The organism is Klebsiella planticola ATCC 33531 (assembly GCF_000735435.1).
GTDB lineage: Bacteria > Pseudomonadota > Gammaproteobacteria > Enterobacterales > Enterobacteriaceae > Klebsiella > Klebsiella planticola.
In genome coordinates this window covers 79486-94877 of the sequence record NZ_JMPP01000013.1, presented here as the reverse complement: position 1 = coordinate 94877, position 15392 = coordinate 79486, and the positions used below count along the sequence as shown (strand labels likewise).

General features: G+C 52.6%; 14 protein-coding genes. 7 read left to right on the top strand and 7 right to left on the bottom strand.

Features of this window, described 5'->3' with window-relative positions; all coding sequences use genetic code 11:
• Nucleotides 1-83 precede the first annotated feature (83 nt).
• A complete protein-coding gene (gene mobB, locus GRPL_RS21245) occupies nucleotides 84-590 on the bottom strand; it encodes a molybdopterin-guanine dinucleotide biosynthesis protein MobB (RefSeq protein WP_032698473.1) in 507 nt (168 codons plus the stop codon).
• Nucleotides 587-1168 carry a molybdenum cofactor guanylyltransferase MobA gene (gene mobA / locus GRPL_RS21250; RefSeq protein ID WP_032698472.1) on the bottom strand — a complete coding sequence of 194 codons (582 nt, stop codon included), beginning with the start codon at nucleotides 1166-1168 and terminating at the stop codon, nucleotides 587-589. Before mobA ends, mobB begins: the two co-directional genes overlap by 4 nt.
• Before the next feature lie 71 nt (nucleotides 1169-1239).
• On the opposite strand from mobA, the gene GRPL_RS21255 reads away from it, so the two are divergent.
• From GRPL_RS21255 to dsbA, 3 genes are all read left to right on the top strand, one after another.
• Nucleotides 1240-1509: a YihD family protein gene (locus tag GRPL_RS21255; protein ID WP_004869260.1), complete on the top strand. Its 270-nt coding sequence runs from the start codon at nucleotides 1240-1242 to the stop codon at nucleotides 1507-1509.
• A 75-nt stretch (nucleotides 1510-1584) separates the two neighbouring features.
• The gene (locus tag GRPL_RS21260) at nucleotides 1585-2571 is read left to right on the top strand and encodes a serine/threonine protein kinase (protein ID WP_032698470.1); all 987 of its coding nucleotides are present in this window, start codon (nucleotides 1585-1587) and stop codon (nucleotides 2569-2571) included.
• A 27-nt stretch (nucleotides 2572-2598) separates the two neighbouring features.
• Nucleotides 2599-3222, top strand: a complete 624-nt coding sequence (gene dsbA, locus GRPL_RS21265) for a thiol:disulfide interchange protein DsbA (protein ID WP_032690139.1) — start codon at nucleotides 2599-2601, stop codon at nucleotides 3220-3222.
• A 76-nt stretch (nucleotides 3223-3298) separates the two neighbouring features.
• Here dsbA and yihG read toward each other — a convergent pair whose 3' ends face one another.
• On the bottom strand, nucleotides 3299-4207 hold the full coding sequence (gene yihG / locus GRPL_RS21270) for a 1-acylglycerol-3-phosphate O-acyltransferase, YihG family (RefSeq protein ID WP_032698468.1): 909 nt from the start codon (nucleotides 4205-4207) through the stop codon (nucleotides 3299-3301).
• Between the two features lie 396 nt (nucleotides 4208-4603).
• Here yihG and polA point away from each other — a divergent pair, with 396 nt between their 5' ends.
• Together polA and spfP are read left to right on the top strand one after the other, a co-directional pair.
• Nucleotides 4604-7390, top strand: a complete 2787-nt coding sequence (gene polA, locus GRPL_RS21275) for a DNA polymerase I (protein ID WP_032698466.1) — start codon at nucleotides 4604-4606, stop codon at nucleotides 7388-7390.
• Between the two features lie 165 nt (nucleotides 7391-7555).
• On the top strand, nucleotides 7556-7603 hold the full coding sequence (spfP, locus tag GRPL_RS28640; protein WP_071892919.1) for a small protein SpfP: 48 nt from the start codon (nucleotides 7556-7558) through the stop codon (nucleotides 7601-7603).
• Between the two features lie 135 nt (nucleotides 7604-7738).
• Here the strand turns inward: spfP and yihA are convergent, their stop codons facing one another.
• A complete protein-coding gene (yihA, locus tag GRPL_RS21280) occupies nucleotides 7739-8371 on the bottom strand; it encodes a ribosome biogenesis GTP-binding protein YihA/YsxC (RefSeq protein ID WP_032690136.1) in 633 nt (210 codons plus the stop codon).
• A gap of 585 nt (nucleotides 8372-8956) precedes the next feature.
• On the opposite strand from yihA, the gene yihI reads away from it, so the two are divergent.
• Both yihI and hemN read left to right on the top strand, forming a co-directional pair.
• Nucleotides 8957-9463, top strand: a complete 507-nt coding sequence (gene yihI / locus GRPL_RS21285; RefSeq protein WP_032690135.1) for a Der GTPase-activating protein YihI — start codon at nucleotides 8957-8959, stop codon at nucleotides 9461-9463.
• 188 nt (nucleotides 9464-9651) lie between these two features.
• On the top strand, nucleotides 9652-11025 hold the full coding sequence (gene hemN / locus GRPL_RS21290) for an oxygen-independent coproporphyrinogen III oxidase (RefSeq protein WP_032698464.1): 1374 nt from the start codon (nucleotides 9652-9654) through the stop codon (nucleotides 11023-11025).
• 43 nt (nucleotides 11026-11068) lie between these two features.
• On the opposite strand, the gene glnG is transcribed toward hemN, so the two are convergent.
• The 3 genes from glnG to glnA all read right to left on the bottom strand — a co-directional run bounded on the left by glnG (nucleotide 11069) and on the right by glnA (nucleotide 15133).
• The gene (gene glnG / locus GRPL_RS21295; RefSeq protein ID WP_032690144.1) at nucleotides 11069-12478 is read right to left on the bottom strand and encodes a nitrogen regulation protein NR(I); all 1410 of its coding nucleotides are present in this window, start codon (nucleotides 12476-12478) and stop codon (nucleotides 11069-11071) included.
• 8 nt (nucleotides 12479-12486) lie between these two features.
• Nucleotides 12487-13536, bottom strand: coding sequence for a nitrogen regulation protein NR(II) (glnL, locus tag GRPL_RS21300; RefSeq protein WP_004869278.1), 1050 nt, complete (start codon nucleotides 13534-13536; stop codon nucleotides 12487-12489).
• A gap of 187 nt (nucleotides 13537-13723) precedes the next feature.
• The gene (gene glnA / locus GRPL_RS21305; RefSeq protein WP_004127100.1) at nucleotides 13724-15133 is read right to left on the bottom strand and encodes a glutamate--ammonia ligase; all 1410 of its coding nucleotides are present in this window, start codon (nucleotides 15131-15133) and stop codon (nucleotides 13724-13726) included.
• Between the last annotated feature and the right edge of the window lie 259 nt (nucleotides 15134-15392).

The window sequence follows — 15392 nt, the reverse complement described above, 5'->3', positions numbered from 1 at the left end:
GTTATTTATCCGCTATGTTTAATCTTGCAGGAATAACGCAAACGGGCGTAATCTTACGCCCATTGCTGAAATACTCACTGCCATTAAGCTTCTGCCAACCATCGTAGAATAAACGCCGCGATCTGCGGAATATCGTTTAAATCTAACTGTGGGAGTGATGTCTCTAATGGGGTGTCGCTGACCACCGCAATCACATGCTCGTCCAGGACGAGTTCCTCGATACGATGTCCACCCTGTTGCCGAAAAAGCAGGAGCTTTGCCACCGGCTCATGCTTAAACCCTTCAACCAGAACTAAATCCAGCTTTGATGCATCCATCCTGCTAACCAGCCAGGCCAAATCCACCTCTTCTTGATCCGGCGTTTCCGTCATTAGCGCCCAGCGTTGTGAACTGGCGACAATCGTTTGAGCTGCCCCGGCTTTACGCAATTCATAGCTGTCTTTACCCGGCCGATCGACATCCATATTGTGATGGGTATGCTTGATCAAACCTGGACGCAGGCCAGCAGCGCACAATGCGGGGATTAATTTCTTTAACAGCGTTGTTTTACCGGTACCACTCCAGGCTGAAATGGCGAGAACGGGGATCATGATTGCTCCTGTATGCGCTGCAAGTCATCAAGGGTATTGACGTTAATAAATGCCGAGCGGACATCGCTGAAATCAACGCGATGTCCGCCGCTGTCGCGCATAAAAGCCATCACGCGTCGTTCTCCTGCAGCAAGATATGTTGCCAGATCGGGCATTAAACATCGATGCATCAGAGTAATAGCGGGATGATCGCGTTCGCCATCGTAAACCCAGACTACGGGGGCGGTCTTTTTCTGCTGTATAAAGCGCTCAGCCAGGAATGGGGGGATAAAGGGAGTATCGCAGGGACAGAAGAGAAACCATTCGCTCTGTGTCTGCTGCATCACGGATAGCATACCGGCTAATGGCCCCGGGAAGTCAGCGAGACTGTCGGAATACACCGGATACCCGCTTTCATACCAGCGTTCCAGATTACGGTTGGCGCTGATAGCCAGGTTGGCCACCTGAGGAGACAGCGCATCTGCAACATGGCGCCATAATGGCTTACCATCGAGTAGCTGCAATCCCTTATCCGCTCCTTCCATCCGCGTGGCCCTTCCGCCTGCTAATACAACGCCGGTTATGACCTCGCCTTGCATATCAATATCGCCTCTTTCATTGTGGGATTGACCCTGTTAAGTTGTCGCTATCAAGAGTAAGGAGCATGACCATGAAATGTAAACGTCTGAATGAAGTAATTGAACTCCTCCAGCCAGCCTGGCAGAAAGAGCCGGAGCTGAACCTGATGCAATTTTTGCAGAAACTCGCAAAAGAAGCCGGTTACGACGGTGAGCTGGTCGATCTTTCCGACGATATCCTGATTTATCATCTGAAAATGCGTGATTCAGCAAAAGAAGCCGTTATTCCTGGTATTCAGAAGGATTACGAAGAGGATTTCAAAACGGCCTTATTGCGCGCACGCGGCGTGATTAAAGAGTAAAAGGTTGTAAGTGCTGCCGCGGAACGAGTTATGAGATGATATCCTGAACTATTCCTAAGATTATCGGATGTCAGGATGCACGATAAGGCTTTTAATTTTCAGACGCTAAACCCGGATACCATCATCGATGGGCTATTCGATCTGGGGATGCGAGTGGACTCCGGGCTCACTCCGCTTAACAGCTATGAAAACCGCGTTTACCAGTTTCAGGACGAAGACCGCCATCGCTATGTGGTGAAGTTCTATCGTCCTGAACGTTGGTCTGCCGAACAGATCCTCGAAGAACACCAGTTTACCCTCCAGCTCAAGCAGGATGATGTTCCTGTTGCTGCGCCATTATTTTTCAATGACAGCACCCTTCATCAGCATCAGGGCTTCTTTTTTGCCGTGTTCCCCAGCTTAGGTGGGCGCCAGTTTGAATCTGATAACCTCGATCAAATGGAGTCCGTCGGCCGTTATCTGGGGCGCTTGCACCAGACCGGGCGTAAAGCGCGTTTTGTCGCGCGCCCTGAGATAGGAGTGAATGAGTATTTGCTCGCGCCGCGAGACGTTTTTGAACACTCAACGCTGATCCCCTCAGGTCTGAAGAAGGACTTCCTCTGCGCCGCAGATAAGCTGATTGCTGCCGTTATCGCTCAATGGCACGGCAACGCGGACATTCTGCGTCTGCACGGCGATTGTCATGCCGGTAATATTCTCTGGCGCGATGGTCCGCTTTTTGTCGATTTAGATGATGCCCGCAACGGTCCGGCCATCCAGGATCTCTGGATGCTGTTGAACGGTGATAAAGCCGAGCAGCGTATGCAGCTGGAGATGATCGTTGAAGCTTATGAAGAATTCAGTCCGTTCAATTCGGACGAAATCGCCCTTATCGAACCTTTACGCGCCATGCGGTTAGTTTATTATCTGGCATGGTTGCTCAGGCGCTGGGACGATCCTGCTTTCCCTATTAATTTCCCCTGGCTTACCGGGGAAGATTACTGGCGGGGGCAGACAGCAACTTTTCTTGAGCAGGTGAAGGTTCTGCAAGAACCCCCTCTTCAGTTAACGCCAATGTATTAATCAGATATTTCCAGGAGAGACGTAAACATGAAAAAAATTTGGCTGGCGCTGGCTGGTATGATTCTGGCTTTTAGTGCTTCTGCTGCCCAGATCACCGACGGTAAGCAGTACATCACCCTTGATAAGCCCGTAGCCGGCGCGCCTCAGGTTCTTGAGTTCTTCTCGTTCTACTGCCCGCACTGCTATCAGTTTGAAGAAGTGCTGCACGTTTCTGATAACGTGAAGAAAAAGCTGCCGGAAGGCGTCAAAATGACCAAGTACCACGTTGAATTCCTCGGGCCTTTGGGTAAAGACTTAACCCAGGCATGGGCCGTAGCGATGGCGCTGGGCGTTGAAGATAAGATCACTGTGCCGATGTTTGAAGCGGTGCAGAAAACCCAGACCGTGCAGACCGTGGCTGATATTCGTAAAGTCTTCGTTGATGCTGGCGTGAAAGGTGAAGACTACGATGCGGCATGGAACAGCTTTGTCGTGAAATCCCTGGTTGCTCAGCAGGAAAAAGCGGCCGCTGACTTCCAGCTGCAGGGCGTACCGGCAATGTACGTCGACGGCAAATATCAGCTGAACCCGCAGGGGATGGATACCAGCAATATGGACGCCTTTGTCGCCCAGTATGCGGATACCGTTAAGCAGCTGGTTGAGAAGAAGTAAAAAAAAAGCCGGTCACTGACCGGCTTTTTTAATATCCCTGTTAAACTCCCCTGTCGAGGTGGCATCATTATCAGGTTCAACGCTCCTCGCGTCCTTTTGTCCGCATGATTTCCGTCAGCTGACGATCTTTCTCTTCCCACAGTTCATTCAACCAACGCTGGAAACGGCGCTTAAAGTTTTTGTCATTCACGTAGTCGCCGTGCAGATCTTCCGCCACGAGAACGAGATTAACGCGAACCACAATACGCGTCAGCCGGCCGCTTAACATATCGTAAAATGGCCTCTGGTTGTTCTCCGGATAGCAAAGCGTGACGTTCAACAGCTTATCGAACTGAGCACCGAGCACGTTCAACGCCATCGCGATACCAGCGGCCTTCGGTGGTAATAAATTGCGATAAGGTGAACGGGTTTGCCGCTGCTTGTCTTCGGTAAAACGTGAACCCTCTACAAAATTGACGATGGTTGTCGGATGTGAGCGAAATTTCTCGCAGGAGCGGCGAGTGGTTTCAACATCTTTACCGCGACGCTCAGGATGGCGAATTAAATAACCTCGCGAGTAGCGACGCATAAAGGGCATATCCAGCGCCCAGCAGGCAAGCCCGATAAAAGGCACCCACGCCAGCTGTTGCTTAAGGAAGTACTTATTCATAGGGATATGCTTGCGGAACAACACGCAGAGCACCACGATATCCGCCCAGCTGTGATGATTACTGATAAGCAGATACCAGTTTTTCTTATTCAGCCCTTCAAGACCTTGCACGTCCCACGTCAGTCTGGGATTCAGGTAGAGCAGCAGTGCCAACCCTTCGCACCAGCAATACATCATGAAATTGCAGAAACGGGAAATCGCACGCCATACCGCAGGGATGGGTACAAGAAGTTTAATCAGCCCGGCGATGATTATCGGTACGGAACAGATAATGGTGACTAAGATGGTAAGGGCGATACTCAGCGGAAGTGTTATTGCAGCGAGTAATCTCGACATAGTTAGTTTATTCAGAAAGTTAGGCTGATAAAGAGCGCAGTTAAACCGTGCAAGAGGCTGATTTTACCAGAAAACGCAGCAAATGACGGGTCTTACCAGAACAGAAAAAAAGGCGGATCTTATATCCACATGGAACATTGAGTCATTAGAAAGGTATTAAAAGCCAGGATCAATAATTAACTTTATGATAAATAAACTTAAATTATGTTTTTTGTTATTTTATTTCAGAGCAGACAGCTATCCTTATAAAACTATGCACAAAGTTATCCACAGATATTGCCGCCGCACGATCGACCGGATCAACGAATCTTTTTGGTGAAATGCGGGAAAAATTCAGGTTTTCAGGCCTGTCTGTGGCATCCTTTACCCATAATCTGATAAACAGGCACGGAAATTATGGTTCAGATCCCAGAAAACCCACTTATCCTCGTTGACGGCTCCTCTTACCTCTACCGGGCGTATCACGCTTTCCCGCCGCTGACTAACAGCGCCGGAGAACCGACAGGCGCTATGTATGGCGTGCTGAATATGCTGCGAAGCCTGATCCTCCAGTATCAACCCACGCATGCCGTGGTGGTATTTGATGCCAAAGGGAAAACTTTCCGTGACGAACTGTTTGAGCATTACAAATCCCATCGTCCGCCGATGCCGGACGATCTGCGGGCGCAGATCGAACCGCTGCATACCATGGTGAGGGCGATGGGGCTGCCGCTGATGGCTGTGCCTGGCGTCGAAGCGGACGATGTGATCGGAACTCTGGCGCGCGAAGCAGAAAAAGCGGGCCGCCCGGTGCTCATCAGTACCGGTGATAAAGATATGGCGCAGCTGGTCACGCCGGGAATTACCCTGATTAATACCATGACCAATACCATTCTTGGCCCGGAAGAAGTGGTGACGAAGTACGGCGTTCCGCCAGAGCTGATTATTGACTTCCTGGCGCTGATGGGCGACTCCTCCGATAACATTCCCGGCGTACCCGGCGTGGGCGAGAAAACGGCTCAGGCGCTGCTGCAGGGGTTGGGAGGGCTGGATACGTTGTACGCTGAGCCAGAAAAAATTGCCGGTTTGACCTTCCGTGGTGCCAAAACGATGGCGGCGAAGCTGGAACAGAATAAAGAGGTGGCCTACCTCTCGTATCAGCTGGCCACGATTAAAACCGACGTCGAGCTGGATCTGAGCTGTGAAGAGCTGCACGTGCTGCCGCCGGCGGCGGATGATCTGTTGGCTCTGTTCAAAAAATATGAATTTAAGCGCTGGATCACCGATGTTGAATCCGGAAAATGGATGCAGTCAAAAGGCGTGAAGCCAGCCGTAAAACCGACAGAAGCGGTGGCAGTAGCGGAAGACGAAGCCGAGGTGGTGGCGACGCTGTCTGCGGAAAACTACGTCACTATTCTTGATGAGCAGACGCTGATCGAATGGATCGACAAGCTGAAACAAGCGCCGCTGTTTGCGTTTGATACGGAAACGGACAGCCTGGATAATATTTCTGCCAATATGGTGGGTCTGTCGTTTGCCATCGAGCCCGGCGTTGCCGCCTATGTACCGGTTGCGCATGATTATCTCGATGCGCCGGATCAGATCTCCCGAGAACGCGTACTGACGTTGCTGAAACCCCTGCTGGAAGACGAGAATCTGCTGAAGGTCGGGCAAAACCTGAAATATGACCGCGGAATTCTGGCGAACTATGACATTGAGTTACGCGGTATCGCTTTTGACACCATGCTGGAATCCTACATTCTTGATAGCGTGGCGGGCCGTCATGATATGGACAGCCTTGCCGACCGCTGGCTGAAGCATAAAACGATTAGCTTTGAAGAGATTGCGGGTAAAGGTAAAAATCAGCTCACCTTTAACCAGATCGCGCTGGAAGAAGCCGGCCGCTACGCGGCGGAAGATGCCGATGTCACCCTGCAGCTGCACCTGAAGATGTGGCCGAAGCTGCAGCAGCATGAAGGTCCGCTGAATATTTTTAAAAATATTGAGATGCCGCTGGTACCGGTGCTCTCCCGCGTAGAACGTAACGGGGTCAACATTGATCCGGCCGTACTGCATGCCCATTCACAGGAGATTGCCAAACGCCTGATCGAGCTGGAGCAGAAAGCCTACGAGATCGCGGGTGAAGAGTTCAATCTCTCTTCACCCAAGCAGCTTCAAACTATTTTGTTTGAAAAACAAGGTATTAAACCACTGAAGAAAACACCGGGCGGCGCGCCTTCAACTTCCGAGGAAGTGCTCGAAGAACTGGCGCTGGATTATCCGTTACCGAAAGTTATTCTGGAATATCGCGGACTGGCGAAGCTGAAGTCGACATATACCGACAAGCTGCCGCTGATGATTAACCCTAAAACCGGCCGCGTGCATACCTCTTATCATCAGGCGGTAACGGCGACGGGGCGTCTCTCCTCCACCGATCCTAACCTGCAGAACATTCCGGTGCGTAACGAAGAGGGGCGTCGTATTCGTCAGGCATTTATCGCGCCGCCGGATTACCTCATCGTCTCTGCCGACTATTCACAAATTGAGTTGCGCATTATGGCGCATCTGTCGCGTGACAAAGGCCTGCTGACCGCCTTTGCGGAAGGTAAAGATATCCACCGCGCAACGGCGGCAGAGGTCTTTGGCCTGCCGCTGGAGAGCGTAAGCAGCGAGCAGCGTCGAAGTGCCAAGGCGATTAACTTTGGTCTGATTTATGGCATGAGCGCATTTGGCCTTGCCCGGCAGCTCAATATTCCGCGTAAAGAGGCGCAGAAATATATGGACCTCTATTTTGAGCGCTATCCTGGCGTCCTCGATTACATGGAGCGTACCCGGGCACAGGCAAAAGAGCAGGGCTATGTCGAAACGCTGGATGGCCGTCGCCTCTACCTTCCGGACATCAAATCCAGCAACGGCGCCCGTCGTGCCGGCGCCGAACGTGCGGCGATCAACGCCCCGATGCAGGGGACGGCGGCTGACATTATCAAGCGCGCGATGATCGCCGTTGATGAATGGCTGCTGACCGAGAAGCCGCGGGTGCGGATGATCATGCAGGTGCACGATGAACTGGTCTTTGAAGTGCACAAAGATGACCTTGATGCCGTGGCGAAAAAGGTGCACGAACTGATGGAAAATAGCACCACGCTGGCGGTACCGCTGCTGGTGGAAGTGGGAAGCGGAGAAAACTGGGATCAAGCGCACTAAGTATTCAGTGGATAAGGTGATTTCCTGTAAGTAAGCAACATAACTTATAGCGTTTTGTGATGATCATTTGAATTTGCTATGTAAAGAGTGAAAAAAAACTACAAAAAGTGCTTTCTCCGTAACCAAAAGAAGAGTAGAGTTAATGACGTAGGGTACAGAGGTAAGATGTTCTATCTTTCAGACCTTTTACTTCACGTAATCGGATTTGGCTGAATATTTTAGCCGCCCCGGTCATTTATGACCGGGGCGTTTTTTATTGCGCGAAAGAAAATTCTGGCGGACTGCGGTGGGCTGATGACGCAGCCCGGATAAGGCGTCAGGCGCCGCTATCCGGGAAAACAACGGCGATTACTCTCCGTCGGCGATCTCTTCCTGAGGAGGGATCTCATTAAACCAGCTGTCGAGCTTCTGACGCAGCTTATCCACGCCTGATTTTTTCAGCGAAGAGAAGGGTTCAACCTGCACATCGCCGTTAAAGGCAAGAACCGCCTCACGCACCATATTGACCTGCGCTTTACGTGCGCCGCTGGCCAGCTTATCGGCTTTGGTGAGCAGAACCAGTACCTGGATATCGCTTTCTACGGCCCATTCGATCATTTGCTGATCGAGGTCTTTCAGCGGATGACGGATATCCATCAGCACCACCAGTCCTTTCAGGCACAGACGTTTCTCCAGGTATTCACCCAGAGCGCGCTGCCATTTGATCTTCATCTCCTCCGGGACCTGAGCGTAGCCGTAACCCGGCAGGTCGACCAGGCGTTTGCCTTCGGCGACTTCAAACAGGTTGATTAGCTGGGTGCGGCCAGGGGTCTTAGAAGTACGCGCCAGGCTTTTCTGGTTGGTGAGCGTATTCAGGGCGCTGGATTTCCCCGCATTTGAGCGACCAGCAAAGGCAACTTCGATACCCGTATCGGATGGAAGGTGGCGGATATCGGGTGCGCTGGTGACAAAATGCGTCTGTTGATAGTTCCAGTTAGTCAAGACTGTCGTCTCCGTTAAATAAGGCTATGGCGGGGATTATACCTGAACAGCAGAAAAAGGCTGTTTTTACCGCATCCTCTGCCGTAAGTAAAAACCCTTCACTTTGTGAGACATTGTCCATTCAATGTCGAGGCAATCGATGAGAAACGACGGTGTGGATAGTGTTAAAGCATTAAAATTCATACAATTAACTGTATAGAACAATCTTAAATAGCCATTTTTACTTTGTGGTTGGTTGTAGGATTTGATTAAAACGGTAAAGTAATGGGCACAGGCGAGGAAGCCGGCAGGAAAGTGACTCAGGATGAGTAGTCAGGAGCGCCAGGGAGGCGAAGACCCGGGATTAATGTCAGGATGACAAACGTCTGGAGACGTTTTAACAAGGAAAGGGAGATAACAGGGACTGTTATTTGCTAAAGGAAAGACAGGGTGCGTCGTGAGCTAACAGGGAAAGTGGAAACCCGCTAAGGGTTGTCAGTGAGGAAAAAGGCGGCAGAGTAATCTGTCGCCTTTTTTCTTTGCTTGCTTTCTGCTAGATTCCGCCTCAATTCTATACTGAAGAAAACGAATCTGAAGATTACCTATATGAAAAAACCGACATCCGTACCCCGTGGCAAAACGCATCGCAAGACACGTGAAGAAATGAATCAGGAATCCCGCGATCGCAAACGCCAGAAGAAACATCGTGGTCACGCGGCAGGAAGTCGCGCAACCGGCGGTGATGCCGCATCATCCGGCAAAAAACAGAGCCAGCAGCAAGATCCGCGTATTGGGAGTAAAAAACCGATTCCGCTGGGCGTGACTGAAAGCACCCCGGCTCCTAAGCAGCACAAACCGAAGAGCGAGAAACCTATGCTTTCACCACAGGCTGAGCTGGATTTGCTGGAAAACGATGAGCGCCTGGACGCGCTGCTGGAACGTCTGGAAGAGGGCGGCACCCTGAATGCTGAAGAGCAGTCGTGGGTCGATGCCAAACTCGATCGTATTGATGAGCTGATGCAGCAGCTTGGCCTGTCCTACGATGATGACGAGGATGAGGAAGAAGAAGAGCGTCAGGAAGATATGATGCGTCTGCTGAAGGGTGGAAACTAACGTTTGCACTCAATCGGATTCCCGGTCCTGCTTATAACCCTTTTGGTTGTATGTTATCTGCTGTGGTTATTCGTTAAACTACGACGGTTGTCGCGGCGTCAGAAATGGCTGCGCAACCGGCTCATTACCCGAGGTGCGGTTGGGCCGGGGCGGCGTACCCGCCGACGGCACCATCGGAAGGAGTGAGCATGTCTGTGCAGTTAATCGACTGGGATCTGGCCCTGATCCAGAAATATAACTATTCGGGGCCACGTTATACCTCATACCCCACCGCACTGGAGTTTTCGCCTGAGTTCGGTGCGGCAGAATTTGATGCGGCGGTAGCTCGCTACCCGCAGCGTCCGCTATCGCTGTATGTGCATATTCCGTTTTGTCACAAGCTCTGCTATTTCTGTGGCTGCAACAAAATTGTGACTCGCCAGCAGCATAAAGCCGACCAGTACCTGGATGTGCTGGAGCAGGAAATTATTCATCGCGCGCCGCTCTTTGCCGGGCGTCAGGTGCACCAGCTGCACTGGGGCGGCGGTACTCCCACTTACCTGAATAAAGCGCAAATCAGCCGCTTAATGCGTTTGTTGCGCAGCCATTTCAGTTTTAACGCCGATGCAGAGATCTCGATTGAAGTCGATCCGCGTGAAATTGAACTGGATGTTCTGGATCATCTCCGATCGGAAGGCTTTAACCGGTTGAGCATGGGCGTGCAGGATTTCAATAAAGAGGTTCAGCGGCTGGTGAACCGCGAGCAGGATGAGGCGTTTATCTTTGCCCTGCTCAACCATGCGCGTGAAATTGGTTTTACCTCGACGAATATCGATCTGATTTACGGCCTGCCGAAACAAACGCCGGAGAGTTTTGCCTTTACGCTGCAAAAAGTGGCCGAGCTCAACCCCGATCGTCTGAGCGTATTCAACTATGCGCATCTGCCGACGCTCTTCGCCGCTCAGCGTAAAATCAAAGATGCCGACCTGCCTTCGGCGGAACAGAAGCTGGATATCCTGCAGGAGACCATTGTCTCACTCACCGACGCCGGCTATCAGTTTATCGGCATGGATCACTTTGCCCGTCCGGATGACGAGCTGGCCATTGCTCAGCGCGACGGCGTCCTGCACCGTAATTTCCAGGGGTACACCACTCAGGGCGATACCGACCTGCTGGGGATGGGGGTGTCGGCGATCAGCATGATTGGCGACTGCTACGCGCAGAACCAGAAAGAGCTGAAGCTCTATTATCAACAGGTTGATGAAACCGGAGATGCGCTCTGGCGCGGCATCGCGTTGACCCGCGATGACTGTATTCGTCGTGACGTTATTAAGGAATTGATTTGCCAGTTCCATCTCGATTTCTCTGCGGTGGAAACGCGGTGGGAACTGGATTTTCAGCGTTATTTTGCCGACGATCTGGCGCTGCTGGCACCGCTGGCAAAAGATGGGCTGGTGGATGTGGATGACAAGGGCATTCAGGTGACGGCAAAAGGCCGTCTGCTGATTCGCAACATCTGCATGTGCTTTGACGCCTATCTGCGTCAGAAAGCGCGGATGCAGCAGTTCTCCCGGGTAATTTAAACACTATCCCGGCGGGCGACAGGCCTGCCGGGACAGCGAAGCATTACTCCATTCCTAACTCTTTCAGCTTGCGCGTTAGCGTATTACGTCCCCATCCTAGCAGTCGCGCGGCTTCCTGCTTATGCCCTTGCGTATGACGCAGGGCAGTAGTAAGCAGCGTCCGCTCCATCTCCGGCTGCGCTTCAGAAAGCAGGTTTTGATGACCGGAACGTAGAGCGCGATCGGCCCACTGTCCCAGTAAGGTTGCCCAGCTGTCCGGTTGCATATGCGTCGGGCTATCGGGAATCGCGGTTTCAAACAGTTCGCTGGGAAGATCCTGCGTCAGAACCTCCTGGCCTGCTGCCATCACCGTCAGCCAGCGGCAGGTGTTCTCCAGCTGGCGGACGTTACCAGGCCAGGCTAAACGGGTGAGTGCGGTTTCCGTCTCCGGATGAAGCAGCTTGGCTTCGACCCCCAGTTCGCGGGCGGCAATTTGCAGGAAGTGCCGCGCCAGGCGGGGAATATCTTCGCGGCGCTCGCGCAGCGGCGGCAGATGAACGCGAATCACGTTCAGGCGGTGGAACAGGTCCTCACGGAACTTTCCTTCCTGCACGCGCTGCTCAAGGTTCTGGTGGGTTGCCGCAATAATTCGCACGTCTACCTTCACCGGCGCATAGCCGCCAACGCGATAGAACTGGCCATCGGCCAGCACGCGCAGCAGGCGCGTCTGTACATCAAGCGGCATATCGCCGATCTCATCGAGGAACAAAGTCCCACCGTCAGCCTGCTCAAAACGTCCCTGACGTACGGTATTGGCGCCGGTAAATGCCCCTTTTTCGTGACCGAAAAGTTCAGATTCGATCAGGTCTTTTGGGATTGCAGCCATATTCAGTGCGATAAACGGCGCTTTTGCCCGCGGGCTATGGCGGTGCAGGGCGTGCGCAACCAGCTCTTTACCGGTACCGGATTCGCCGTTGATCAATACGCTGATTGATGAACGCGACAGGCGCCCGATGATGCGAAAGACGTCCTGCATTGCCGGCGCTTCGCCGATGATATCGGCCGTCGGGCTATTAATCGGCGCATTACGCGGCTGCTGCTGTTCCTGGTAATGGCTAATCGCCCGATCAACCAGCGCCACCGCTTCATCGATATCAAAAGGTTTGGGCAGATAGTCAAAGGCACCTTGCTGATAGGCGCTGACCGCCGCGTCCAGATCCGAATGCGCGGTCATTATGATGACCGGAAGCATTGGGTGACGCTGTTTGATTTGTTTCAGTAACGCCAACCCATCCATTCCCGGCATCCGGATATCAGATAACAGTACATCCGGGGTTTTGGTGGTGAGTGCATCAAGCACCTCGTTGCCGCTTTCAAACGTTGTACAACTTAAGCCTGCTCCGGTGAGCGCGCGTTCAAGCACCCAACGGATGGAGCTATCGTCATCAACGATCCAGGCTATCCCTCGTTGCATAAACACCTCTACTTCCGAATAGGCAGGTACACCGAGAATTCGGTATGTCCTGGCCAACTGGTAAATTCAATTTTGCCGGAGTGCTGATCGATAAGACTGCGGGCAATGGAGAGCCCCAGACCGGTACCGCCTTCGCGACCGCTAACCATGGGGTAGAACAGCGTATCCTGTAAGTGGGACGGAATTCCCGGGCCGTTGTCCTCGACGTCAATACGCGCGGTGAGGCGGTAACGTACGCCGTGCAGCGTCAGCTGAAAGGCGGTACGGGTGCGCAGGATGATCTCGCCACCTTCTGGCCCCAGCGCCTGCAGCGCGTTGCGTACGACATTCAGCAGAACCTGTTCGATCTGGTCCGGGTCATGAGGAAGCTCCGGTAGGCTCGGGTCGTAATCGCGGACCAGTTTGACGTTATCCGGCAGTTCCATCGAGACCAGCTTCACAACCCGTTCGGCGACCTTATGGATGCTTTCGGTAACGTGCATCCCTGGATGCTGCGGCCCCAGCAGGCGGTCGACCAGATTTCTTAAGCGATCGGCCTGTTCAATAATCACGTTGGTGTATTCCATCAACGCCGGGTCAGGCAGCGCTTTACTCAACAATTGCGCAGCGCCTCTCAGGCCGCCTAAAGGATTTTTGATCTCATGGGCCAACCCGCGAACCAAATCCCGCGCCGCGATTTGCTGGGCGTGCTGCAGCTGCTCCTGGCTCAGGCGTCGCTGGTTATCCATCGGTGCCATCTCCAGCAGGATATAGCCTTCAGGCAGGCGCTGTGCGGTCAGAGACAGGATATGCGAGCGGCCATCGATAACCAGCGTCACTTCGTTGTCGGTAAAGCCCTGGCCCGCCAGCAGGCTTTCCTGCATCAGGCCGATATTCAGTGAAAAGTAGCTCAACAGTTCCGGAAGCGGCGTGCCAAAGAGCTTACGTGAACTTTGCGCCAGCAGCTGCTGCGCGGCCGGGTTCGCGTAATGCACCGCCAGGTCGTCATCGACCAGTAAGATACTGTTGATTAAAGAGTTAAGGATCTGCCCAGCATCGGGCTGAGTGCCTGTTGCCATCTGACAGTCTCCTGAAAAGAGTGCACCATTTTAGTGCAGTATAGCTTTTTATAGATAAAAAGCGCATGAGATCAGAGTGTTGGTGGAGAAAAAAGCCCATCCTGAGATGGGCTGAAAGTTTCCACGGCAACAAAATATCCACGGTACCCCACGCCACAACACGGAATACCGGGGATTTACAGCAAAATCAGACGCTGTAGTACAGTTCGAATTCAACCGGGTGCGGAGTCATGCGTACGCGGTCGTTTTCTTCAATACGCAGGGCGATGTAAGCATCGATAGCGTCGTTGGTGAACACGCCGCCAGCCGTCAGGAACTCACGGTCAGCGTCCAGCGCGTTCAGTGCTTCTTCCAGAGAGCCTGCAACCTGTGGGATCTCTTTCGCTTCTTCCGGCGGCAGGTCGTACAGGTTTTTGTCCATCGCTTCGCCCGGATGGATTTTGTTCTTGATACCGTCAAGGCCAGCCATCAGCAGTGCTGCGAAGCACAGGTACGGGTTAGCCGCCGGGTCCGGGAAGCGCACTTCGATACGGCGTGCTTTCGGCGAGGTGACTACCGGGATACGGATGGAAGCGGAACGGTTACGGGCAGAGTAAGCCAGCATGACCGGTGCTTCGTAACCCGGGACCAGACGCTTGTAGGAGTTGGTGGTCGGGTTTGCCAGGGCGTTGATCGCTTTAGCGTGCTTGATAACGCCGCCGATGTAGTACAGCGCTTGTTCAGACAGGCCTGCATACTTGTCACCAGAGAACAGGTTAACGCCGTTCTTGGACAGAGACATGTGGCAGTGCATACCGGAACCGTTGTCGCCGAACATAGGCTTCGGCATGAAGGTCGCGGTTTTACCGAAACGGTGCGCCACGTTGTGCACAACGTATTTGTAGATCTGAATTTCGTCCGCTTTTTTAGTCATGGTGTTGAAACGGGTAGCGATTTCGTTCTGACCCGCGGTAGCCACTTCGTGGTGGTGAGCTTCAACAACCAGGCCCATCTCTTCCATGATCATACACATGGTAGAACGGATGTCCTGAGAGGAGTCAACCGGCGGAACCGGGAAATAACCGCCTTTCACGCCTGGGCGGTGACCTTTGTTACCACCTTCGTATTTGGTGGAGGAGTTCCATGCGCCTTCGATGTCGTCGATAGCAACGTGGGAGCCGGAGATAGAGGCGCCGAAACGGATATCGTCGAACAGGAAGAACTCAGGTTCTGGCCCGAACAGAACGGTGTCCGCCAGACCGGTAGAGCGCAGGTATTCTTCCGCGCGTTTGGCGATGGAGCGCGGGTCACGGTCGTAGCCCTGCAGCGTACCTGGTTCCAGGATATCGCAGCGGATGATCAGCGTCGGTTCTTCATAGAACGGGTCGATCAGCGCAGTGGTCGCATCCGGCATCAGAACCATGTCAGATTCGTTAATACCTTTCCAGCCACCAATCGAGGAGCCATCAAACATTTTGCCTTCTTCGAAGAATTCGGCATTTACCTGATGAGAAGGAATTGTGACGTGCTGTTCTTTACCTTTGGTATCGGTGAAGCGCAGATCGACAAACTTCACTTCGTGCTCGTTCAGCATCGTCAAAACGTGTTCAGCGGACATACTTAAACTCTCCCGGATTGGTCATTGTCGTCGTGGTAACGAAAACTTTTTAACTGCTTAATGTGGCGTTGTTGCCTTAAAAAATATAAAGCGAAATCTGTGCCAACTTTTAAATTGCCCCCAAAAGGCGTTATCATGCACTCCATCGTGCAAAAGGGCTGCACCATTATGAATGCATTGCACCAATATAGTGCAATTGTGTGAACATTGGGCACTATTTTGGTGCAATTGACCTTGAATAACCCTTTTAACGCTCCGT